This window comes from Cryobacterium sp. TMB1-7, from assembly GCF_004402435.1.
Classification (GTDB): Bacteria; Actinomycetota; Actinomycetes; order Actinomycetales; family Microbacteriaceae; genus Cryobacterium; species Cryobacterium zongtaii.
On sequence record NZ_SOFZ01000022.1, the window covers coordinates 130,773 to 151,024 of the forward strand.

Below are 20,252 nucleotides of genomic sequence, written 5' to 3' on the forward strand. Positions count from 1 at the left end.
GTCAGTTGCTCGCGCTCTGGTCCATGCCCATCCGTCGCAGCACCAGGTTCTCGGCGAACTGCGCCACACCGTAGAGCACCATCGAGACGATGGTGATGACCACGACGGACGACCACACCTCGAAGTTCTTCACCTGCGAGACCGCGACGACGATGCCGTAGCCCAGGCCCTGGCCGGTGGCGAGCCACTCGGCCAGCAGTGCGCCGGTGATGGCGCCGGGGATGGAGATCTTGACGGCGGCGAAGAACGACGGCAGCGAGCTGGGCAGCGCCACCTTGCGGAGCGCGGTGAACGGGGTGCCGCCGTAGACGGCGATGACGTCGCTGACCTGAGGGGACGCCGACCGCAGGCCGAAGGCGATGTTCACCAGGGCCGGGAAGAGCACCACGATGGCACCGGTCACCACGGCGATGCTCGGTCCGCGGCCGGTGATGAGGATCAGCACCGGGACGAAGGCCACCAGCGGCACGCTGCGCAGCAGCAGGGCGATGGGCATCAGCGCGTGCTCGATGCCCTTCGACAAGGTGAACAGGGTGGCCAGCACCAGGGCGAGCAGCAGCCCGGCGACGAAACCGAGGAACGCGTCGGTGAGGGTGACACCGAGGTTGGTGAGGATCAGCGCCCGGTTCTCGGCGGCATCCGGCACCGTGAAGAGCCAGTTGAACACATCCAGCGGTCCCTTGGCGATGAACGGCGAGATCCCCAGCAGCAGGATCAGGCCCTGCCAGGCGACGAGGACGATCACGAGCGTCAGCAGGCCCGTCGCCAGGGCCCGGCCGATGTAGGCGCCGATGCCGCGCGCCTGCGTCCCGCTGCTCTTGGTGAGGACAGCGGCCTGAACGACGATGGCCTCGGCAACATGGGTTTGCGCGCTCATGAGCTGCTCCGTCCGGTGGTCCAGGGGGTGGCGAAACGGGAGATCAGCGCGAAGAGCAGGTAGCCGATGCCGGCCAGCAGTCCCGCGACGAGGGCGAGGCTCCAGACCCGTTCCACGTTCGCGGCGTTGCCGGCGGCGAGCATGGCCAGGCCGAGGCCCCGCTCGGCGCCGCCGAGGTATTCCCCGAGGATGGCGCCGAGCAGCGCGGCCGGAGCCGCGATCTGCAGGGCGTTCAGCACGCTGGGCAGCCCGGCGATCAGCCTGACCTTCCGCAGCTGGGTGAACTTGGTGCCGCCGTACACGGTGACGAGGTCGAGACTGGCCGTGTCGGCGGCCTTGAGCCCCACCAACGAGCCGACCACCGTGGTGAAGAACACCGACATGGCGGCCAGGAAGATCGCGGTGCCGGACGGGTCGCCGCGCGGCGGGCCGATCACGGTATATGCGATCGGGCCGATCGCCACGATCGGCACGCAGTAGGTGATCACGGCGATCTGCAGCGCGATCTTCTCGATGCGCGGCAGCACCAGGACCAGTCCGGCCAGCAGCAGCGCCAGGCCGTTGCCCCAGAGGAACCCGATCGCCGCTTCGCTGAGGGTCATGGTGATGTGCGGCAGGTAGAAGCCGATGCCGTCGCCGGCGAACTGGCGGAATACCTCGGCCGGGGTGGGGATGGCACCGCCGGGCACCGAGCCGGCGTTCTGGAAGATGGTGAGCGCGCTGATCCACCACAGGGCCACCACGACGATTACGCCGAGAAGCCCGGTGGCCCAACCGGGCAGGCCGCGGCTGACCGGCATCAGTGCGCCCCGGCGGCGGCCGGGGTGTCGGCGCCGAAGAGCAGTTCGGACGCCCGGTCGTGCAGGGCGTGGAATTCGGGGCTGCGCATCATCTCGGGCAGGCGCGGGCGGGGCAGGTCGATCTCGATGACTTCCTTGACGCGGCCGGGCCGCGGACTCATCACGGCCACTTGGTCGCTGAGGAAGATCGCCTCGGAGATCCCGTGGGTGACCATCAAGGTCGTCGCGGGCTTCTCGGTCCAGATGCGCAGCAGCTCGATGTTGAGGCGCTGCCGGGTCATGTCGTCGAGGGCACCGAACGGTTCGTCGAGCAGCAGCACCGACGGCTTGAGCACGAGGGAACGGGCGATCGAGACGCGCTGGCGCATCCCGCCGGACAGCTGGGCCGGCTTGGCCTTCTCGAATCCGGCAAGGCCGACGAGCTGGATGAGTTCGGTGACGTAGTCCTCGTCGACGGGCATCCTGGCGACCTCGAACGGAAGCTTGATGTTGCTGCGCACACTCCGCCAGGGCAGCAGGGCGGAGTCTTGAAAGGCGATGCCGAGTTCGTGGCCGCTGCGGAGTTCCGCGGGGCTCTTGCCGTCCACCCGGGTGGTGCCGCTGGTCGGGTTCTCCAGGCCGGCGAGGATCCGCAGGATCGTGGATTTGCCGCAGCCGGAGGGGCCGAGCAGCGAAAGGAAGCTGCCCTTGTCGGTGTGCAGGTTCGCGTTGTCGAGCGCGACAACCTCCCTGCGACCGACCGAGAAGGTCTTGTGCAGCGCTTCAATGTGTAGGCCGGTACCGTGCAGGCCGGTTCCCGAAGCGATGGGTGGAGCGGTGTCGATCGTGCTCACGTCGTACTTTCCTTACTGGGCGTCGTCGGATGCCGGTAGTTCAGTATCGCCGACGGCACCCGCCTCGGTGAGACGGGTGCCGCGACGAGAGTTGTGCTGCGGGTGGCTACTTGCTGTAGGCGATGAGGTCGGGGTTCTCCTCGTACACCTCGGCCAGCAGGCTCATGTCGAACAGGGTGGCGGTGTCGATGTCGATACCGGCGGCCTTGAGCGTGGCGACAGACTCCTTCTGCAGCGCGTCGCTGATGGTGAACAGCCCGTTGGCCGCGGTGTCGGGGCTGACGACGAGGTCGGTGGCCTGGATCTCCGCCTGGCGGGTCTCCTTCTCCATGGTCAGCCCGAGGTCCTTGCCGTAGGTGTCGACGGTGAGCTTCGCGGCGGCAGCGGGATCGTTGATCGCGTCGGCCCAGCCCTTGATCTCGGCGACCAGCAGTGCCTTGAGCATCTCGCGGTCGTTGGCGATCGCATCCTCGGAGGCGGTGAACGTCTCGGCGACGAAAGGCAGGCCGTTGTCGGCCAGCGGCAGGTTCACGGGGTCGAGACCGGCCAGCTCGGCGTCGATCGACTCGTTGGTGAGGTACGCGAACCATCCGTCGACCTCGCCGTTGAAGAGCGGGGTCGGGTCGTACTCGACCGGGACGACGGTGATCGTGGACGGGTCGATCTCATTGACCTTGAGGAAGGCGTCCCACAGGCTCTGGTTGCTGGCCTGGACGCCGATGGTCTTGCCCGCAAGGTCGTCGAGGGTGGCGATGTTGCCCACGCCGGCGAGCGAGAGGATGGTGAACGGGTTCTTCTGGTACGTCGCCCCGATGATCTTCAGCGGTGCGCCCTCCTCGGCGATGACGGTGCCCGTGGAGATGGCGTTGCCGACGCCGAGATCGACGTTGCCGGAGATGACGCCGGCCTCGGCCGACGCCGGGCCGGGGATCAGGTCGACGGAGTCGAAGCCCGCTTCGGCGAAGTAGCCGGCATCCTCGGCCACGAATTCGCCCATGAACTCGGCGTTCTTGATCCAGGACAGCTGGATGCTTGCCTCGCCGAACGAGGCTGCGTCGCCGGAGCCCGACTCGGCGGAGCCGGCGTCGCCGGCGCAGGAGGACAGCAGCAGGGTGAGTGCGGCGGCCACGGCGACGCCGGTGCCGACGCGCTTGGCCGAGCGACGGGTGAACGGGGAAACTGGGGCTTGCGTCATGACGCGGTCCTCTCGATGGTGCTCGGGGATTGCCGTGGAACTCAACGGCGTGCTGGGGCGGAATGCCTGAATGCTGAAATGGAATGTGCTGCGGTGCGGCTGTGATTGCGGTGCTGGGGTGCTGCTGGTGTGACTGCGTTGCTGGGGTGATCAAGGTGTTTCAACGCAGCGCATCCGCTGCAACAGATGTTCGGATCACTCGAACACTAATTGCTGCGTGTGACGCCGCGAAGACCGAATCATTTCCGGCTCATTACGTCCGAAAAGTCGTGCTGGAACACTGGATTCCTCCCCGAGCGGTCCCGGAACCCTGGCGTGATAGCGTCACGGAGTTCACCCAGAAAGGAACCCCAATGTCTTCCGCTATCGTACCGAGCATCGCGTTCGTCGCCGGCCTGCCCAAGGCCGAACTGCACCTGCACCTCGAGGGCACCCTCGAACCCGAGCTCAAACTCGAGCTGGCCCGACGTAACGGCGTGGACATCGGCCAGAGCACGGTGGAGCAGGTGCGCGCCACCTATGAGTTCGACTCGCTCGCGAGCTTCCTCGGCGTCTACTACCCCGCGATGGACGTGCTCGTCACCGAGGCCGACTTCTACGACCTCGCCGCCGCGTATTTCCGCCGCGCCGCCGCCGACGGGGTGCGGCGGGTGGAGGCGTTCTTCGACCCGCAGGCGCACACCTCGCGGGGCATCCCCATCGAAACAGTCATCCTCGGCTACCACAGGGCCGCCGTGGATGCCGCCGGTCTGGGCGTCTCCGCGGAGCTGATCCTCTGCTTCCTGCGCGATTTCATGGCCGAGAGCGCGCTGGAGACCCTGCAGTCCGCACTCCCCTATCTGGACAGGTTCATCGGTGTCGGCCTCGACTCCGACGAGCGTGGTAACCCGCCGGCGAAGTTCGCCGAGGTCTTCGCGCTGGCCAGGGCGAACGGCCTCAAGCTCACCATGCACTGCGACATCGACCAGGTCGGCAGCATCGAGAACATCCGCCAGGTACTCGAGGAGATCCAGGTGGACCGCATCGACCACGGCACCAATATCGTCGAGAACCCGGAACTGGTCACCCTGGTGCGGGAGCGCGGCCTGGGGCTCACTTGCTGTCCGGTGTCGAACAGCTTCGTCACGGCAGACATGAAGGCCGTCGAAATGGTGGCCCTGCTCCACTTCGGTGTCCTGGTCACCGTCAACTCCGACGATCCCGCCTACTTCGGCGCCTACGTGGCCGACAACTACCTGGCGCTGGCCGAGAAGGCCGGGCTCGACACCGACGAGCTGGTGCAGCTGGCCAAGAACTCCTTCCAGGCCTCCTGGCTGCCCGACGCCGAGAAGCAGGCCTACCTGGCGGAAATCGACGCGTACGTCGCAGGGTACCCGGCTGCCTGACCTGCTGGGCACCGTCGGTGTTTCATCACCGGGAATGTCGTGTGTCCGACAGGTTTCGGAACCCCGGAACGAGGCCAGAACGACTTCACTAGGGTGAGCGGTGAGCCACCGAACGGGGCCGCTGGAGTCGTTTCGGACCGGCACAGAAACCGAGAAGGAGAACCGATGTACGACCTGGTCATCCGCTCGGCTCGTGTGCTCACCGAGCAGGGTTTCATCCCGGCGGCCGTCGCGATCGCGGGCGGCGTCATCCGTGCGATCGCGCCGGTGGATGCGCCCTTGGCGGCCCGGCAGGACGTCACCCTCCCGGTCGGCCAGGTGCTGCAGCCGGGCATCGTGGACACCCACGTGCACGTCAACGAACCCGGCCGCACCGACTGGGAGGGCTTCGCGAGTGCCACCCGCGCGGCCGCGGCCGGCGGTGTGACCACGATCATCGACATGCCGCTGAACAGCATCCCGCCCACCACGACGGTGCCGGCTCTCGAGCTCAAGCGCGCCGCGGCCGCGCCCCAAGCCACGGTCGATGTGGGCTTCTGGGGCGGTGCGATTCCGGGCACCCTCGGTTCGCTTCGGCCGCTGCACGACGCGGGGGTCTTCGGCTTCAAGGCCTTCCTCTCCCCCTCCGGCGTCGACGAGTTCCCGCACCTCTCCTCGGAGCAACTCGAGGCCGCTGCGACCGAGATCGCCGGATTCGGCGGACTGCTCGTGGTACACGCCGAAGACCCGTCCGTGCTCGAAAGCGCCGAGAACGCCGGCGGCACCGGCTACCGGGACTTCGTCGCCAGCCGACCGGATGCGGCCGAGGACGCCGCGATCGCCCAGGTGATCGCCGTCGTGCGACGCACCGGCGTGCGCGCCCACATCCTGCACCTGTCTTCCGCACTGGTGTTGCCCAGACTGGCCGCGGCCCGCGCCGAGGGCCTGCCGATCACGGTGGAGACCTGCCCGCACTACCTCAGCTTCGCCGCCGAGAGCATCGCCGACGGCGCAACGGCGTTCAAGTGCTGCCCGCCGATCCGCGGCGAGGACAACCGTGACCTGCTCTGGCAGGGCCTGGCCGACGGTGTCATCGATCTCATAGCCTCCGATCACTCCCCCGCCACCCGGGAACTCAAGCTCGGCCACGGCGGTGACTTCGGCCTGGCCTGGGGTGGTATTTCCGGCCTGCAGCTGAGCCTGCCCGCCGTGTGGACGGCCGCCAGGGCTCGCGGGCTCACGCTCGAGCAGGTGCTGCACTGGATGAGCCGTGCCACGGCCGACTTCGTGGGCCTGCCGTCTGGGCGGATCCGTGTCGGTGCGGCCGCCGATCTGGTGGCTTTCGCGCCCGAGGAGGTCTTCACCGTGGACGTCGATACCCTGCGGCACAAAAACCGGGTGAGCGCCTTCGACGGCGCCACCCTGATCGGCCGGGTGCACACCACCTGGCTGGCCGGAAACGTGATCTACGCGGTCGACGACACCGCATTCGATGGATCCGACGCATCCGCCCGGCCACCAGCCGGCCGCATGCTGACCGCCCGCTGACCCGAACTTTTTCCCGAACACCGCATCATGTACGAACCAGAAGGAGCACCCATGTCGATAGTTCTCGGACCCAACCGCTACGGCAAGGCGGAGAACCGCATCGTGCGCATCTACCGCGACACGCCCCGCCACGAGATCCACGACATCAGCGTCTCCACTGCCCTGCACGGCGACTTCGCCGACGCACACCTCGCCGGTGATCAGCTGCAGGTGCTGCCCACCGACACCCAGAAGCAGACCGCGTACTCCTTCGCCAAGGAGAAGGGCTTGCTCTCGATCGAGAGCTACGGCCTCGATCTGGCCACCCATTTCGTCGATCACATCACGTCGGTGGCAGGCGCCAGGGTGGAGATCGAGGAGTTCGCCTGGGAACGCGTTGTCGTGGACGGCACCGAGCACGACCACACCTGGGTGCGGCGCGGCCAGGAGGTGCGCACCGCGTCGATCTCGGTGGAGGGCACCGGCACCGATCAGCGGGTCTGGGTGGTCGGCGGGCTGAAAGACCTGATCCTGCTCAAGTCCACCGGCTCGGAGTTCTCCGGCTTCATGCAGGACCCGTACACGCTGCTGCAGCCCACCACCGACAGGGTGATGGCCACCTCCCTCACAGCCGGCTGGCGCTTCACCGACCACACCGTGGTGGACTGGGAGGCGAGCTACGCCGGTATCTCCGCGCTGCTGAAGACCCAGTTCGCCGTGGTGCATTCCCTGGCCCTGCAGCAGACCCTCTACAAGATGGGCGAGGCCGTGCTCGCGGCCTACCCGAACATCGCCGAGATCCGGCTCTCCGCGCCCAACAAGCACCATTTCCTCTATGACCTGTCACCATTCGGTGTGGAGAACAACAACGAGGTCTATCACGCCGCCGACCGCCCGTACGGGCTGATCCAGGCCACCGTGATGCACGATGACGCCGCGGATGCCGGGCCCGCCTGGGATTCCTACACCGGGTTGGTCTGATGAGCCTGGCCGCAGGTTCGGTGGGGCCGTCGTTGGAGCAGGTCTACCTCGGCCACGTCTACCACGTGGCCGGCTCCCCCACCCTCGCCGAAGCGCCGGCGCACCTGGTGTCGTTGCCGCAGGGCGCACTGGTCACCGCCGTCGACGGCACCATCGCCTGGGTCGGCCGTGCCGTCGACCTGCCGTCGAGCTTCGCAGCGCTGCCGGTCACCGATACCCGCGGCGGCTTCATCCTGCCCGGCTTCGTCGATACCCACATCCACTTTCCGCAGACCTACTCCACGGATGCCTATGGCGGCGGCCAGCTACTCGAGTGGCTCGACAACTGCGTCTTCCCGGCCGAGACCCGGCTGCAGGACGACGACTTCGCGGCGGCGATCGCCCGCGACTTCACCCGCCGGCGCACCGCGGCAGGCACCACGAGCGCCCTGGTGTTCGGGTCGGCCTTTCCGCACGCCCAGGACGCACTGTTCGCCGAGTCCGAGCGGGCGGGGCTGCGGCTGGTCAGCGGACGCGGCATCCAGACCGTCGGCCCCGACTCGGCCAGCGCCCTGATCACCTCGGAACGCCAGGCGGTCGACCTGGTCAGCGACGAGATCTCCCGCTGGCACGCCCGCGACACCGGTGATTCCCGCACGGCGCTGCTGCAGGTGGCCGTCGTACCCAGGTTCAGCCTGTCGGTGACGCCGCAGACCCTCGCGGCGCTCGGCGAGCTCTACGACGGCGTGCGCGATCGGGGCGTCTACTTCCACAGCCACCTCAACGAGAACAACCGCCCGGAGACCGGCGAGATCGACGTGGTCAAGGCGATCTACCAGGTCGAGAACTACCTGGACACCTACGACGGCAGGTTCCTGCCGGGTTCGGCCGTCGGCGGGTCGAGTATGCTCGGCCGACGCAGCATCCTGGCACACGCCGTGCACTGCGAGGACGTCGAGCTGGCCCGCCTGGCCGAGACCGGTTCGTCAATCGCACACTGCCCCACCTCGCAGCAGTTCCTCGGCTCCGGCACCATGCCGTGGACCCGCACCACCGGCTTCGGCGTGAACGTGGCGCTGGGTTCCGACATCGGCGCGGGCGACGAGTGGCTGATGAGCCGGGTGCTGAACGACTGTTTCAAGGTGCACCTGTCCGAACCCGGCGATGCCGGCCTGTCGATCAGCCCCGCCGAGCTGCTCTTCACCGCCACCCTGGCCGGTGCCCGTGCCCTGGACATGGAGGAGCGCTACGGCAACCTCGACGTGGGCAAGGATGCCGACTTCCTGCTCATCGAGCCCGACAAGTGGGAGCCGCTCGCGGCGGTGCTGGCCAACGGCATCCGGGCCGACGACGAGGCGATGGCCACCGACCAGACCCTCTTCGCCCTGCTGATGGCGCTTCGCCAGCCGGCCATCACCGGCGTTTTCGTGCGAGGCCGCCGCGTCACGGCCGCCTAGCCCGGCCCGGCCCGCCCACGCCGCCGTCCGGTCCCGGCCCAACTGTTGCCCGTGCGGACAAGTGCGTCCGGCGCACCGGGACCATTTGTCCGATGCGGCAACAGTTACTCGCCGATGGTCCCATCGACGGCCTCGCGGATCAGGTCGGCATGGCCGCAATGCCGGGCCGTCTCCTCGATCAAGTGAAGCAGGATCCAGCGCAGGCTCCACAGTTCACCGTCCCGGCCCGGGGACGCGACGAGCTCGTCGAGGCCCCGGCCGGCCGTGGCCCGTCGGCTGCGTTCGCAGGCCGACCGGTACAGCCCGCGCAGCTCGTCCGGGTCATCGCCCGCGGCGCTCGTGAACTCCCAATCGCGGTCGTCGTGCCACGGCGCGCTACCCCAGGGCTCGAGCTCGTCGTCGGAGCGGCCGAGGAACCGGGACTGGATCCAGCGGTCCTCCACGAAGGCGAGGTGTTTGAGCAAGCCGCCCAGCGTGAGAGTGGATGGTGCCACGGCGAGGTTGAGGCCCGCGCGGTCCAGTCCCTCGGCTTTGATCAGCAGCGTCTCTCGCTGGAAGTCGAGGAACTCGTTGAGCGAACGGTGTTCGTCGCTGGCGGGGTGCGGATCGGTGCGTGTCATGACCTCAGCCTCCCACAGCACCTTCCGGCGCGGCCCAGCGCCATACTGGAACGCATGACAGCAGCCGATGCCGCACTACCCCCGACACCGGAACCGGTGTTCTTCCCGGATCTCGTGCCCGAACTCCTGGTTGGCGATCTTGCGGTCAGCCTGAGCTTCTGGGTCGAACTGTGTGGCTTCGAGGTGCTCTACGACCGGCCAGACGACGGATTCGCGTACCTGCGGGCCGGCACCGCGCACCTGATGCTCGAACAGGTCGGCATCGGACGCAACTGGATCCCCGCCGCCCTGGAGCGTCCGCTGGGGCGCGGCATCAATTTCCAGATCATGATGCCGAACATCGCTCCCCTGCTGGAGCGCCTCGCGGCGGCCGACTGGCCGCTCTTCATGGCCGCCGAGACCAGGTGGTACGACACCGGCGACACCCAGGCCGGCGTGGCGCAGTTCCTGGTGCAGGACCCGGACGGCTACCTCGTGCGGTTCTCGTCGCGGGTGAGCGCCGAGGGCTGACTCTGCAGCTGAACCTGACGTCGGCGCCCGCCGTGGTCTCCCCGATTCGCAGCATCCGCGTGACTCGGTCGCCCGCACGGGGTAATCTCGCCCTCATGTGCGGCAGATTTGCAATGAACGAGGACGTCGACGATCTGATCCGGGACTTCGTCGCGGCCGGCGGCCGTGCCGGGGACTGGCGGCCCAGCTACAGCATCGCGCCGACCGACTCGGCCCCCATCGTGCGCGAGTGGCAGCCGGAGGGCGCCGACGCCCCCACCCGGGAGGTCACCCTGGCCACCTGGGACTGGCCGCAACCGGCGGGGGCGCCGCGCCGCGGCCCGATCATCAACGCCCGGCTGGAGAAGCTTGACCAGCGGTTCTGGGTAGGCGCCTTCTCCAACGCCCGCTGCATAGTTCCCATGCTCGGCTATTACGAGTGGACCGGAGAGAAGGGCGCGAAACAGCCGCACTTCATCCACGGCGACGGTCTGCTCGCGGCGGCCGGGGTCAGCTGGGCATCCAAGGATGCCTACGGTGACTGGTCGCGCGTCTTCGCCGTGGTCACCAGGGAGGCCAGGGACGCCTCCGGTGAGGTCCACGACCGGATGCCGGCCTTCCTCGAACCCGACACCTGGGCGACCTGGTTGAACCCGCAGTCGATCACCGGGGCGAACCCCACCGAGTCGGCGGCGAACCGCTCGACCATGATCGACCTGCTGGATCGCACGTCCACCGCAGTGGCGGCCACCATACGCACCCGGTTGGTGGACCGCAGGGTCAACAGTGTGCGGGCCATCGACCCGCAGGACGCGACGCTGGTGGCGGCGCTCGAAACCTAACCGGCGGCGCCAGTGACGGCCTGCCGGGCGGCCTGCTGCAGCTCAGTCCGGTCGACCCCCAGCTGGCGCAGGGCCCGGCTCATCGTGCCGTGCTCGACCTCGGCGGCCGCCCACACCACGTGAGCCGACCGGAGTTCGTGACCACGGCCCGCGCCCTCCTTCGACAGGGCCACGGCCCGCTGGAAGACATCCTGCAGACTGCCGGCGCTGCGGTACGGGCCCGTGCGCGCGGGCGACGGCGCTGCGTGTGGCGACGGCTCCGGTGATTCTGCCTCCGCGTCGACTCCCACGGACTGGAGGGCCAGCGCGTGCGTCTGGACGATGGCGGTCCGCACATCCGCCGTCGTCACGTCGAAGGTGGCGAACGCGCGTCGGGCAGAGTCGTCCGGCAATGCCAGCACGGCCAGCAGCAGATGCTCAGCCCCCGGCACCTCGTCGCCCAGTGCGGCGGCTTCCTGTTCCGCCGTCGTGAACAGCTCATTCATCATGCGGATGTCTGCGATCGCCTGTCGAATTCCCATGTCAGAAGTCCTTCGTTGTCGGTGGTGCGCGTCGTCGTTGCGGTACTAGTCCAGGGGTGCGCGGCGCTGCGGCGAGAGCCGCTTGTGCGCCGCCTGGGCGGTCATGCCGAGAGCCTGGCCGATCTGGTTCCAGGTCCAGCCCTGTTCGAGGGCGTGATCCACCGCGGACCGCTCCAGCCGAGCCGACAGCCGACGCAAGGCGACTACGGCCGCGAAGGCTTCGTCCGGATGGTCCGGGGTGGGAATTCCGCTGGTCTCGAACATGCGTCAACTTTAGTTGATGCTCAGCGCAAGTGTCAACAAAAGTTGATGACCCAGCGGGTGTCGCCGTCGGATTAGACCACTAGGTTGGGCAGCGCCCCCAGTGATCTCGCTGCTGACCTGCCTCTGCATACACAGATTGGACACCATGCCCGCGAACCTGTCCGCACGCAGCATCCTCTGGATCGGCATCGGCCTGATCACGGCCAGCGTCCTCGTCCAGGTCGGCAGGGACCTCGCCTACCGCCTCGTCGCCACCGACTCGCTCCAGGCCGTGGCGAACAGCTGGTGGTTCGGCTCGTTCGACGTCGTGTTCCTGCTGGTGGCACCCCTGGGTACATTGATGATTGCGGCGTTTTTCGTCGCCCGGTTGATCGAGCGGGTCCCGACGGTGCCCGCGCAGCCGGCCCGCCGCATCACCGCCGCCGGGGTGTTCTGGGCCGGGATCGTCTTCACGCTGGTCGGCCTGCTCGTGGTCGCCTCGCTGGACGGCTGGATGGGCACACTGGCCGCACAGGGACGCCCCAGCATCGCCCTGGATGCGCTCTATTTCGTGGTCAGTCCACTGCGGAACATCGTGATTCCACTCGGCCTCGCCCTGCTCCCGGCCTCCGTATTGATGAAAAAGCTCGAGGTTCGCAGCCGGACGGCTCAGCGACCCCTCTAGTCAGCTACCCCGATAGGTCGAGTACGCGAACGGGCTGAGCAGCAGCGGCACGTGATAGTGCGCCGACTCGTCGTCCAATTCGAAGACGATGGTGACGTAGGGGTAAAACGTGCTCTGGCCCCGAGCCGAAAAGTAGCTGCCGGTCTCGAAAGTGATGCGGTACCGACCCGCGGACACAGCCTCTGGCCCGAGGTCGGCAACCCGGCCGTCGGCATCCGTCTGCGCCGTGGCGAGTTCGCGCCAACCCCCGTCGAGGTATTGCTCCAGGACCACGCCCACGGATGCCGCTGGGCTGCCGGACACCGCGTCGAGCACGTGGGTGGTGATGTGGCTGCGCGCGCTCATCACCGGGCATCCCGCGGGGCTGCTGAGTCGGTGGCTTCGGTTTTCTGCACCGAGTCATCCTGCCACTGACGGGCGAGAACCCCTAACCGGAGCAGGGCGATGTCGCGCAGCTCTGAGCCCACGATTGCCGCCTCGGTGTTGTCGTCCAGGGTGAGCCGGCGCCGTAGCTCGGCGAGGATTTCCCGGCGGCTGCGGCCGGCGGCGCGGATGAGGAACACCCTGTCGAAACGCTCCTCGTAGATCCGGTTGCCGTCGGCGATGGCCGCCGCGAGCTCGGCGTCGTCGGAGTCGACCGACGCCTGTTCTGCCCGGGAGAACCCCGCTGCCTGCGAGTCGCCCGCGGGCTTCTCGCCGATCCGCGGATGCTCCGCCATGGCCTCGTCGATCTCGCTCCAGGGCAGCGGTGTTGCGGCCGCCCTGGCCGCTTCGATGAGGTCTGCGGCCGAGGAGAACGGCGCCCGGACGGCCACCGCGTCGGCCCAGCGCGGAACGGCCAGGCAGGCCAGGAGGGCGGTGCGCAGCTCGTCGCCGACAGGAATCGTGGTCATGGGGTCCTCCGGGTGACGAAAATCGGGCTGACGAGGGGTGGAATGACGAGGGTCGGGGCGGTGAGCGGCGAGCGGGGCACAAGACGACGTGCAGCCCGGGCCGCTGCCCGTACGATGACAGGCATGCACTCCGCAGAGACTCCTCGGGTGGCCGGACTGGTCCTGGCCGCCGGCGCGGGCAGCCGGTATGGCAAACCCAAGTCGCTGGTCGTCGACGCCTCCGGCGAGCCTTGGCTGGTGCGAGCCGCCCTGGCCCTGGAGGCCGGCGGCTGCGACCCCGTTGTTGTGGTGCTCGGAGCGAGCGGGACCCAGGCCGAAGGCCTGCTGCGCTCGGCCGCGGCCCGATTCGAAAGGCCGCACAGGCTGACGGTGGTGCACGCAGAGGACTGGGCGGCGGGACTGTCGGCATCCCTAGATGCCGGCCTGGCGCGGCTGCAGCAGAGAGAGAACGACATCGTCATCGCGGTAGCCCTGGTTTTGGTGGACGTGCCCGACCTCACTGCCGCCACCGTGCGCCGGCTGATCGACGGAGCAATCCCGCAGACCCTCCGGCAGGCGCACTTCGGCGGCCGGCCAGGGCATCCGGTGGTGATCGGTCGCGAGCATTGGGCACCGCTGCGAGCGAGCCTGATCGGCGACACCGGTGCACGACAGTACCTGGTGGCACGAGACGCGACCGCGGTGGCCTGCGACGATCTGGGCACGGGCCTGGACGTCGACGAGCCGGGCACGCGGTAGTCCGCGCCGCACCCGCAACCCGGCGCGCTCACCAGGGTGCTTCGAGCTCGTCGAGGTCCTCGTACACGCTGGTGATGGCCGCGATCCGGGTGCGGCTCTCCCGCACCTGCGCGCCCATCGCGCCGGTGGCGAGCAGGTTCATCAGGCTCATGGCCGTGGCGTAGCTGTCGAAGGCCGACACCGAATCCACCGGGCATTCGAGCCAGTGGGTGGCCTGGTCGGAGTACTTGCGAGCAGAGGAGTCGGCGATGAGCACGAGCGGCACCTCGCGGCTCCGGATGGCCGCAACGATGTCCCCGAAGCCGGAGACCCGCCGGCGGAAGCCCATCAGCACCACCACGTCACGCGGGCCGAGGCCGGCCAGCTCCTCGCCGAGCGACTGGCCGGGCAGCGGCGCGAGGCGCACGTGGTCGCGGGCCTGCACCAGCTGCTGGCGCAGGTGCAGCGCCAGCGGATAGCTGTTGCGCAGCCCCACGATCACGACGTTCTGGGCCGACCGTACCAGCCGGGCCGCGGCATCCAGCCGGCCGTCCTCCAGGGTGACCAGCAGTCGGCGCAGGTTGTCCTGTTCGGCTTCGGCGTGCGCGGCGAGCCGCGAGGGGGTGCCGGCGGATGCGCCGGGGCCGCCGAGCGGTGAGCCCAGGTTACGCAGTGACCTGGCGTGCTCGCGCACCTCGGCCGAGTCCTGGAAGCCGAGCCGGCGGAACAGCCTGGACACCGTGGCCTTGGACACACCGCTGAGCCGGGCCAGCTCCGACGCGTTGTACACGGCGAGGTCGCTCATGTGGTCGAGAATGAAGTCGGCGGCGCGCTGCTCCTGCGGGGAGAGCTCGCCGTAGCGGCCGTCGATGCGTTGCCCGATATTCAGCGTCATGCCGGGTCCTGCAGGGTGTGACCGTCGGCCAGGGCGAGCACGGCGGCCTCGAAGGCATCCAGCGCCCTGGCGACGTCGGCCTCGGTGACCGACTCGTCGGGGTGGTGGCTCACTCCCCCGGCGCAGCGCACGAAGAGCATGCCGATCTCGGTGAGGTGTGCCACGGCCATCGCGTCGTGGCCGGCCATCGAGAGCAGCTCCAGTGGCGCCGGCCCGTCGTCAGAGCCGTCCGTGGCGCTGATGCCCGCGGCGATCACGCTGCGCAACCGGTCGCTGCAGTGCGCAGCCGGCGCTGCGTGCGTCTGGTGCACGGCCACGTGCAGGCCACGCGTGCTGCAGATCTCCTCGAGCAGGGCCTCGATCCGCTGCCAGGCCGCGTCGCGGTCCGCATCGAACCGGCCACGCAGGTCGAGGCTGAATTCGGCCCGGCCGGCGATCACGTTGACGGCGTCGGGGAACACCTCGAGGTGCCCGACAGTGGCGATCAGGTCGGCATCGCGGGCGAGCCGTTCGATGGCCACGATGGCCTCGCTGGCCCCGGCGAGGGCGTCGCGGCGGTGCATCCACGGAGTGCCGGAGTGTCCGGCCTTGCCGGTGATGGTGATCTGAAAGCGCCGCGCGCCGGCAATCGACGAGACGATGCCCAGCGGCAGGTCGTTCTCCTCGAGCACCGGGCCCTGTTCGATGTGGGTCTCGAGGTAGCCGACGAAGTCGTTGGAGGTGCGGGCGGCGGCGGTGACGGCGGCCGGGTCGAGGCCGAAGGCCACAAACGCGTCGTGCAGGGTGGTTCCCGCCTCGTCGGTGAGCTCCCACCAGGCATCCAGCCAGGTGCCGGCCAGCGCCCGGCTGCCGAGCAGCGCGGTGCCGAACCGGGTGCCCTCCTCGTCGCCGAAGGCCACGACCTCGAGGGCGAACGGCAGCCTGCGGCCGTCGGCGTTGATGCGTTCGACCACCGCGATGGCGGTCAGCACCCCGAGGATGCCGTCGAACCGGCCGGCTGAGGGCACGGTGTCCAGGTGTGAGCCGAGCAGGAGCGCGGGCAGGCCGGGGGTGGCTCCCTCGAGCCGACCGCACTGATTGCCCGCGGCGTCCTGCCAGGTGGCCATGCCGGCGTCCCGCATCCAGCCGGCGGCGAGAGCATTCACCGCGGCGTGCTCCGGCGACAGGTAGACCCGTTCGATCAGGCCGTCGGGCAGGCTGGAGTGGCTGGCGAGTTCGTCGCAGCGTTCCAGCACAGCGGCGGCGCCGGTGAGCGGTTTCGACGGATCAGGCGTCGTCATGCGCCCGCGGCATCCTGATAGACCTCGTAGGCGGCGCCGACGCCGCCCCCGCCGGTCACGCTCGCGCCGGCGCGACGCAGCACCTGCTCGAGGGCGGCCAGGGTGGTCAGCACGGTGTCTTTGCGGGCGTTGTAGCCCATGGTGCCGATGCGCCAGACCAAGCCGTGCAGCGGCCCGAACGAGGTGCCGATCTCGATGCCGAAGTCGTTCAGCAGCTCCCCGCGCACGGCGTCGCCGGTGACACCGTCGGGGATGTACACGGCCACGACGTTGTTCATCCGGTGTTCCAGGTCGCCGAAGACTCTCAGACCCAGGCCTTGCACGCCGGCCAGCATCGCCGCGCCGTGCAGCCGGTGCCGTTCCACGGCCGTGTCCATACCTTCGTCAACGAGCAGCCGGGCGCATTCGCGGGCCCCGTAGAGCATGGTGGTGGCCTCGGTGTGGTGGTTCAGGCGCTTGGGTCCCCAGTAGTCGAAGATCATCGACAGGTCGAAGTAGTTGGAGCGGATCGGGTGGGCGTTCACGGCGTCGCCGGCCTCGCGGATGCCCGCTTCGATGCTCTTGCGGGCATTGATCACCTCGACGGCACGCGGGGAGAAGGTGGCCGGTGCCGAGCCGGAGGGGCCGCCCAGGCACTTCTGCAGGCCGGCGGTCACGGCGTCCAGCCCCCAGGCATCCGCCTGGAAGGTGTTGCCGGCCAGCGACGCTGTCACGTCGGTGTAGAACAGCACGCCGTGCCTGGCGCAGATGTCACCGAGCTCGTCGAGCGGCTGGGCCACGGTGGTGGAGGTGTCGCCGTGCACGATCGCCAGCAGCGCCGGCTTGGTCTCGCGGATGGCCTGCTCGATCTGGGCGGGGGTGAACACGGTGCCCCACTCGATCTCCCGCACGTGCACCTCGGCGCCGGCGCGCTCGGCGATCTCGCGCAACAGGTGGCCGAACCGGCCGAAGATGGGCACCAGCACCCGGTCGCCAGGGCTGATCAGCGACACCAACGCCGCCTCTATCCCGGCGCGGGAGGTGCCGTCGATGAGCAGGGTCTGCTCATTCGTGGTCTTGAAGACGCCGCGGTAGAGCGCCATGGTCTCGTTCATGTACGCCGTCATGGACGGGTCGTACTGGCCGACGAGCTGGGCGGACATGGCGCGCAGCACCCGGGGGTCGGCATTCACCGGGCCGGGGCCCATCAGCAGGCGGGGCGGCGGATTGATCGGCAGACTGGAAATGACTGTTTCACCCTTCGGCAATTCTGAATCATCTGTTTCAGATGCCCAGTCTACGCAACAGGTGTTTCAGTCGTGTTTCGAGTGATTACCTCCCGGCGGCCAGCTTCGCCCCGATGTCGATGAGGGCGAGGTCGGTGTGCCGCGGTCCCACCAGGCAGAGCCCCACCGGTTTGCCTCGCGACTCGAACAGCGGCACGGACAGCGCCGGGTAGCCGCCGATCCCGGCCGGGCTGGTCAGGGTGAGCGTGGCTGTGCGGGTCGCATCGATCGCGGCCGGGTTCGCGTGCCGCGACGGGGCGGTCGACGACGCCGAGGGCAGCAGCAGGATGCGTCCGTCCAGCACAGCGTCCAACCGCTCGCGGGCGGCGGCCAGCGCGATGCGAGCCTCGGCCTCGGCGGCCGGGTCGGTGCGGGACGCGATCTCGAACCGGCCCGCGACGGCGGCACCGAGGGCGCCGGGGTGAGCGGTGACCCAGTCCCCGTTGGATTTCCACGCCTCGGCCATCTGAATCGCGCGGAAGATGCGCAGCGCCTCGGCGAGGTCGCCGACATCGACGAGGTCGGGTGCGGGCAGCAGCCCGGCCCGGGTGAGCCTGTCGAGTCCGGCCACGAATACGTCTTGCACGTCGTCGTCGCAGGCGAAGACCAGCGCGCTCGACACGGCGAAACGGGTGGGGGCATCCGCCTGGGCAGCGCTGGTCTGTTGCGAGGGGTCGAGCGAGGCGGCAGCGGCGGCCCGCAGCACACCCGGTGTGCGGGTGAGCCAGCCGACGGTGTCGAACGAGGGCGCCAGCGGCAGCAGACCGGCCCTGTCGACGGCGCCGTGCGTGCTGCGCAGTCCCCAGAGGCCCTGGTACGAGGCGGGCACCCGGATAGACCCCGCCGTGTCGGTGGCCAGGCCGATGCTGGCCTGACCCAGCGCCACGGCGGCGGCCGGTCCGCTCGACGAGCCACCGGGCAGCCCGCCGGGCACCCGCACGTTCGGCGGGGTGCCGTAGTGCTCGTTGTCGCCGGCGATGCTGTACGCGAACTCGTCGGTCTGGGCGATACCGCGCACGCTCGCGCCGGCGCCCAGCAGCGCGGCGACGGCAGCAGCCGTCTCGGTGGCGGGAGAGGCCTCGCGCAGGTAGGCGGGGTTTCCGGCGCCGACGGTGAAGCCAATGATGTCGTAGAGGTCCTTCACGGCGATGGTCTCGCCGGCCAGAGTACCCGAGGCGGCCGCGGCCATCAGCGGGTTGCCCACCAGACGCCACACCGTGGGATTGATCGCGGCCGGCGGCCCGGCCACCTGGGCCACCTCCACCTGCCAATCCCCCGCCGCCGAAAGCGACCAGAGCTGGGTGAGAAGGCCGGCGCCGCCGGCATCCGGGGCGTTCACCGACACGATCACGGCGTGCCGCGGGTCGATCACGCGTACGTGCAGCGACCGGATGCCCCTGGCCACCGTTCCGCTGCGGGCGCCGCGGAAGCCGCTGATCGCGTCGTGGCCCACCAGCAGACCTGCGGCGTCGCCGCGCAAGGTGTTCTCGCCGGGCGCGAACCAGGCGTCGAGCGCCGCGAGGTCGTTGGTGGCCAGCGCGTCCTCATAGCCGGCGAAGGCGGTCAGGAGCCCATCGGGCAGCGCGCCCGTGACCGACGTGGGTGTCGGGACAACCAGCGGCTCAGACATCGAAGTCCGCCACTCGGATGCGGGCGTGCACGCCGGCCACGAGGTCGACCACCTGGGAGATGTTGAAGTCGGTCGCGGCGCTCAGGTAGGCGTACGCGAGGGTGCGGTCCATGCCGTACCGGGCGGCGAGCAGGTCAATGGCGGCACGCACGCATCTGCGCACGGCCTCATCGAGGTCGGCGTCCATGCCGGTCGGTACCAGGAATTCGCCGGTCTCGGCGAGAGGTCCGACCAGTTCGCCGAAGGCCGCGATAGCGTCGGCCTGGCTCACCACGTCGAAGCGGATGGTCACCCGCAGGGACGCCTCCATGGCCGTGAGCGCCACCTCGCCGTCGCCCTGCGCGAAGTGCGGGTCGCCCACGTAGGCCAGCGCGCCGTCCACCTGCACCGGCAGGTAGAGGGCCGAGCCCACCGTGAGCAGGTTGATGTCGATGTTGCCGCCGTGCGCGCCGGGCGGCACCGAGTGCGGGCGGGTGTCACCGGCGACGGCGACGCCCATGATGCCCAGGAACGGCCGGAGCGGAAAGTGCACGCTCCGCGCCCCGCCCGGCACCAGCGGCAGGGTGCCGACCTGGCCGGTCTCGGTGTCTGCCAGCGCGGCGAACACGCTCACATTGCCCTCGCCGAGCGGGTACTCGCCGGGCAAGGCGCCGCGGCCGTGCCGGTTGGAGATCACGCCGTACGGCACCCGCGGGGTGGCCTCGAGCACGGTCATCTTGAGCAGGTCGCCCGGCCGGGCGCCGCGCACGTGGATCGGGCCGGTGACCAGGTGTGGTCCGTCCACGCCGGGGTCCCGGGTCGTGTTCGAGGCGGCCAGCAGCACGGCGTCGTCGAGCACCAAGGCGCGGTCGACACCGTGGCCGGCGAAAAAGGCCGCCGGGTCGCGGCCCTGGTCTTCGAGCACGCCCTCGTGGCTGATCGTGTCGATGGTGACCTCGGTGCCGGCATCGATCACGAGCACCGGCGCATCCGTGGCACAGGGCAGCCGGCCCCAGAGCACGGTGGCCGGGGTGGCGGCCAGGTACTGCGCGGCGCGGATGGGCCCGGTGCCGGGCTGCAGGATGTCGAATGGCGTGACGTCGAATGGCATGGATGCGCCTTTTCCGTTGTGGGTCGGGAGCCGGCTCGACGCCGGCCGGCGCATCCCCGTTGGTCGAGA

General features: G+C 69.3%; 22 protein-coding genes. 8 read left to right on the forward strand and 14 right to left on the reverse strand.

The annotated features are described in order from the left end of the window. Position 1 precedes the first annotated feature (1 nt). The 4 genes from E3O60_RS09520 to E3O60_RS09535 form a co-directional block, all read right to left on the reverse strand. Positions 2 to 877 (reverse strand): ABC transporter permease, encoded by an 876-nt coding sequence (locus tag E3O60_RS09520; protein WP_103461914.1) that lies wholly within the window; start codon positions 875 to 877, stop codon positions 2 to 4. Beyond that, on the reverse strand, positions 874 to 1,677 hold the full coding sequence (locus E3O60_RS09525; RefSeq protein WP_088455964.1) for an ABC transporter permease: 804 nt from the start codon (positions 1,675 to 1,677) through the stop codon (positions 874 to 876). Before E3O60_RS09525 ends, E3O60_RS09520 begins: the two co-directional genes overlap by 4 nt. Further along, on the reverse strand, positions 1,677 to 2,510 hold the full coding sequence (locus E3O60_RS09530) for an ABC transporter ATP-binding protein (RefSeq protein WP_240632439.1): 834 nt from the start codon (positions 2,508 to 2,510) through the stop codon (positions 1,677 to 1,679). The genes E3O60_RS09525 and E3O60_RS09530 overlap by 1 nt, the downstream gene beginning before the upstream one ends. A 106-nt stretch (positions 2,511 to 2,616) precedes the next feature. After that, positions 2,617 to 3,705 carry an ABC transporter substrate-binding protein gene (locus tag E3O60_RS09535; protein WP_088455963.1) on the reverse strand — a complete coding sequence of 363 codons (1,089 nt, stop codon included), beginning with the start codon at positions 3,703 to 3,705 and terminating at the stop codon, positions 2,617 to 2,619. A gap of 353 nt (positions 3,706 to 4,058) precedes the next feature. Between E3O60_RS09535 and add the strand changes: the two genes are divergently transcribed. The 4 genes from add (at position 4,059) to E3O60_RS09555 (ending at position 9,013) form a co-directional block, all read left to right on the forward strand. Then, positions 4,059 to 5,090: an adenosine deaminase gene (gene add, locus E3O60_RS09540; protein WP_134497890.1), complete on the forward strand. Its 1,032-nt coding sequence runs from the start codon at positions 4,059 to 4,061 to the stop codon at positions 5,088 to 5,090. 165 nt (positions 5,091 to 5,255) lie between these two features. Further along, on the forward strand, positions 5,256 to 6,617 hold the full coding sequence (gene allB, locus E3O60_RS09545; RefSeq protein WP_134497892.1) for an allantoinase AllB: 1,362 nt from the start codon (positions 5,256 to 5,258) through the stop codon (positions 6,615 to 6,617). A 51-nt stretch (positions 6,618 to 6,668) separates the two neighbouring features. Continuing rightward, positions 6,669 to 7,577: a factor-independent urate hydroxylase gene (pucL, locus tag E3O60_RS09550; protein ID WP_088455960.1), complete on the forward strand. Its 909-nt coding sequence runs from the start codon at positions 6,669 to 6,671 to the stop codon at positions 7,575 to 7,577. Continuing rightward, a complete protein-coding gene (locus E3O60_RS09555; protein ID WP_134497894.1) occupies positions 7,577 to 9,013 on the forward strand; it encodes an amidohydrolase family protein in 1,437 nt (478 codons plus the stop codon). Before pucL ends, E3O60_RS09555 begins: the two co-directional genes overlap by 1 nt. Positions 9,014 to 9,117: 104 nt before the next feature. Here E3O60_RS09555 and E3O60_RS09560 read toward each other — a convergent pair whose 3' ends face one another. After that, positions 9,118 to 9,633: a DinB family protein gene (locus E3O60_RS09560; protein ID WP_134497895.1), complete on the reverse strand. Its 516-nt coding sequence runs from the start codon at positions 9,631 to 9,633 to the stop codon at positions 9,118 to 9,120. Between the two features lie 54 nt (positions 9,634 to 9,687). On the opposite strand from E3O60_RS09560, the gene E3O60_RS09565 reads away from it, so the two are divergent. Further along, positions 9,688 to 10,143, forward strand: a complete 456-nt coding sequence (locus E3O60_RS09565; protein WP_166788978.1) for a VOC family protein — start codon at positions 9,688 to 9,690, stop codon at positions 10,141 to 10,143. 95 nt (positions 10,144 to 10,238) lie between these two features. After that, positions 10,239 to 10,964, forward strand: coding sequence for an SOS response-associated peptidase (locus E3O60_RS09570; protein WP_134497897.1), 726 nt, complete (start codon positions 10,239 to 10,241; stop codon positions 10,962 to 10,964). Here the strand turns inward: E3O60_RS09570 and E3O60_RS09575 are convergent. Continuing rightward, entirely contained in the window at positions 10,961 to 11,485 is a 525-nt protein-coding gene (locus E3O60_RS09575) for a Clp protease N-terminal domain-containing protein (protein WP_088455956.1), read from the reverse strand. The genes E3O60_RS09570 and E3O60_RS09575 overlap by 4 nt on opposite strands. A 45-nt stretch (positions 11,486 to 11,530) precedes the next feature. After that, positions 11,531 to 11,749, reverse strand: a complete 219-nt coding sequence (locus E3O60_RS09580; protein ID WP_088455955.1) for a sigma-70 family RNA polymerase sigma factor — start codon at positions 11,747 to 11,749, stop codon at positions 11,531 to 11,533. A 145-nt stretch (positions 11,750 to 11,894) separates the two neighbouring features. Here E3O60_RS09580 and E3O60_RS09585 point away from each other — a divergent pair, with 145 nt between their 5' ends. Continuing rightward, on the forward strand, positions 11,895 to 12,413 hold the full coding sequence (locus E3O60_RS09585; protein ID WP_121678480.1) for a hypothetical protein: 519 nt from the start codon (positions 11,895 to 11,897) through the stop codon (positions 12,411 to 12,413). Here E3O60_RS09585 and uraH read toward each other — a convergent pair whose 3' ends face one another. Together uraH and uraD are read right to left on the reverse strand one after the other, a co-directional pair. Then, positions 12,414 to 12,758: a hydroxyisourate hydrolase gene (gene uraH / locus E3O60_RS09590; RefSeq protein WP_088457957.1), complete on the reverse strand. Its 345-nt coding sequence runs from the start codon at positions 12,756 to 12,758 to the stop codon at positions 12,414 to 12,416. It abuts the gene before it with no gap. Next, positions 12,758 to 13,306, reverse strand: coding sequence for a 2-oxo-4-hydroxy-4-carboxy-5-ureidoimidazoline decarboxylase (gene uraD, locus E3O60_RS09595; protein WP_088455953.1), 549 nt, complete (start codon positions 13,304 to 13,306; stop codon positions 12,758 to 12,760). Before uraD ends, uraH begins: the two co-directional genes overlap by 1 nt. Before the next feature lie 123 nt (positions 13,307 to 13,429). Here uraD and E3O60_RS09600 point away from each other — a divergent pair, with 123 nt between their 5' ends. Beyond that, on the forward strand, positions 13,430 to 14,044 hold the full coding sequence (locus E3O60_RS09600; protein WP_134480845.1) for an NTP transferase domain-containing protein: 615 nt from the start codon (positions 13,430 to 13,432) through the stop codon (positions 14,042 to 14,044). 28 nt (positions 14,045 to 14,072) lie between these two features. Here the strand turns inward: E3O60_RS09600 and E3O60_RS09605 are convergent, their stop codons facing one another. The 5 genes from E3O60_RS09605 to E3O60_RS09625 form a co-directional block, all read right to left on the reverse strand. Continuing rightward, entirely contained in the window at positions 14,073 to 14,918 is an 846-nt protein-coding gene (locus tag E3O60_RS09605) for a MurR/RpiR family transcriptional regulator (RefSeq protein ID WP_103431617.1), read from the reverse strand. Beyond that, positions 14,915 to 16,198, reverse strand: a complete 1,284-nt coding sequence (locus E3O60_RS09610) for an allantoate amidohydrolase (RefSeq protein WP_134497899.1) — start codon at positions 16,196 to 16,198, stop codon at positions 14,915 to 14,917. Before E3O60_RS09610 ends, E3O60_RS09605 begins: the two co-directional genes overlap by 4 nt. Beyond that, positions 16,195 to 17,385 (reverse strand): alanine--glyoxylate aminotransferase family protein, encoded by a 1,191-nt coding sequence (locus E3O60_RS09615; RefSeq protein ID WP_134498003.1) that lies wholly within the window; start codon positions 17,383 to 17,385, stop codon positions 16,195 to 16,197. The genes E3O60_RS09610 and E3O60_RS09615 overlap by 4 nt, the downstream gene beginning before the upstream one ends. Positions 17,386 to 17,509: 124 nt before the next feature. After that, positions 17,510 to 19,093, reverse strand: a complete 1,584-nt coding sequence (locus E3O60_RS09620; protein WP_134497901.1) for an AtzH-like domain-containing protein — start codon at positions 19,091 to 19,093, stop codon at positions 17,510 to 17,512. After that, entirely contained in the window at positions 19,086 to 20,183 is a 1,098-nt protein-coding gene (locus E3O60_RS09625; protein ID WP_134497903.1) for an acetamidase/formamidase family protein, read from the reverse strand. Before E3O60_RS09625 ends, E3O60_RS09620 begins: the two co-directional genes overlap by 8 nt. Positions 20,184 to 20,252 lie beyond the last annotated feature (69 nt).

Excerpts from the sequence above, each read along its gene's own strand:
- E3O60_RS09520 (WP_103461914.1), bottom strand. The coding sequence starts at position 877 with ATGAGCGCGCAAACCCATGTTGCCGAGGCCATCGTCGTTCAGGCCGCT.
- E3O60_RS09525 (WP_088455964.1), bottom strand. The coding sequence starts at position 1,677 with ATGCCGGTCAGCCGCGGCCTGCCCGGTTGGGCCACCGGGCTTCTCGGC.
- E3O60_RS09535 (WP_088455963.1), bottom strand. The coding sequence starts at position 3,705 with ATGACGCAAGCCCCAGTTTCCCCGTTCACCCGTCGCTCGGCCAAGCGC.
- add (WP_134497890.1), top strand. The coding sequence starts at position 4,059 with ATGTCTTCCGCTATCGTACCGAGCATCGCGTTCGTCGCCGGCCTGCCC.
- allB (WP_134497892.1), top strand. The coding sequence starts at position 5,256 with ATGTACGACCTGGTCATCCGCTCGGCTCGTGTGCTCACCGAGCAGGGT.
- pucL (WP_088455960.1), top strand. The coding sequence starts at position 6,669 with ATGTCGATAGTTCTCGGACCCAACCGCTACGGCAAGGCGGAGAACCGC.
- E3O60_RS09555 (WP_134497894.1), top strand. The coding sequence starts at position 7,577 with ATGAGCCTGGCCGCAGGTTCGGTGGGGCCGTCGTTGGAGCAGGTCTAC.
- E3O60_RS09560 (WP_134497895.1), bottom strand. The coding sequence starts at position 9,633 with ATGACACGCACCGATCCGCACCCCGCCAGCGACGAACACCGTTCGCTC.
- E3O60_RS09565 (WP_166788978.1), top strand. The coding sequence starts at position 9,688 with ATGACAGCAGCCGATGCCGCACTACCCCCGACACCGGAACCGGTGTTC.
- E3O60_RS09570 (WP_134497897.1), top strand. The coding sequence starts at position 10,239 with ATGTGCGGCAGATTTGCAATGAACGAGGACGTCGACGATCTGATCCGG.
- E3O60_RS09575 (WP_088455956.1), bottom strand. The coding sequence starts at position 11,485 with ATGGGAATTCGACAGGCGATCGCAGACATCCGCATGATGAATGAGCTG.
- E3O60_RS09580 (WP_088455955.1), bottom strand. The coding sequence starts at position 11,749 with ATGTTCGAGACCAGCGGAATTCCCACCCCGGACCATCCGGACGAAGCC.
- E3O60_RS09585 (WP_121678480.1), top strand. The coding sequence starts at position 11,895 with ATGCCCGCGAACCTGTCCGCACGCAGCATCCTCTGGATCGGCATCGGC.
- uraH (WP_088457957.1), bottom strand. The coding sequence starts at position 12,758 with ATGAGCGCGCGCAGCCACATCACCACCCACGTGCTCGACGCGGTGTCC.
- uraD (WP_088455953.1), bottom strand. The coding sequence starts at position 13,306 with ATGACCACGATTCCTGTCGGCGACGAGCTGCGCACCGCCCTCCTGGCC.
- E3O60_RS09600 (WP_134480845.1), top strand. The coding sequence starts at position 13,430 with ATGCACTCCGCAGAGACTCCTCGGGTGGCCGGACTGGTCCTGGCCGCC.
- E3O60_RS09605 (WP_103431617.1), bottom strand. The coding sequence starts at position 14,918 with ATGACGCTGAATATCGGGCAACGCATCGACGGCCGCTACGGCGAGCTC.
- E3O60_RS09610 (WP_134497899.1), bottom strand. The coding sequence starts at position 16,198 with ATGACGACGCCTGATCCGTCGAAACCGCTCACCGGCGCCGCCGCTGTG.
- E3O60_RS09615 (WP_134498003.1), bottom strand. The coding sequence starts at position 17,385 with ATGGGCCCCGGCCCGGTGAATGCCGACCCCCGGGTGCTGCGCGCCATG.
- E3O60_RS09620 (WP_134497901.1), bottom strand. The coding sequence starts at position 19,093 with ATGTCTGAGCCGCTGGTTGTCCCGACACCCACGTCGGTCACGGGCGCG.
- E3O60_RS09625 (WP_134497903.1), bottom strand. The coding sequence starts at position 20,183 with ATGCCATTCGACGTCACGCCATTCGACATCCTGCAGCCCGGCACCGGG.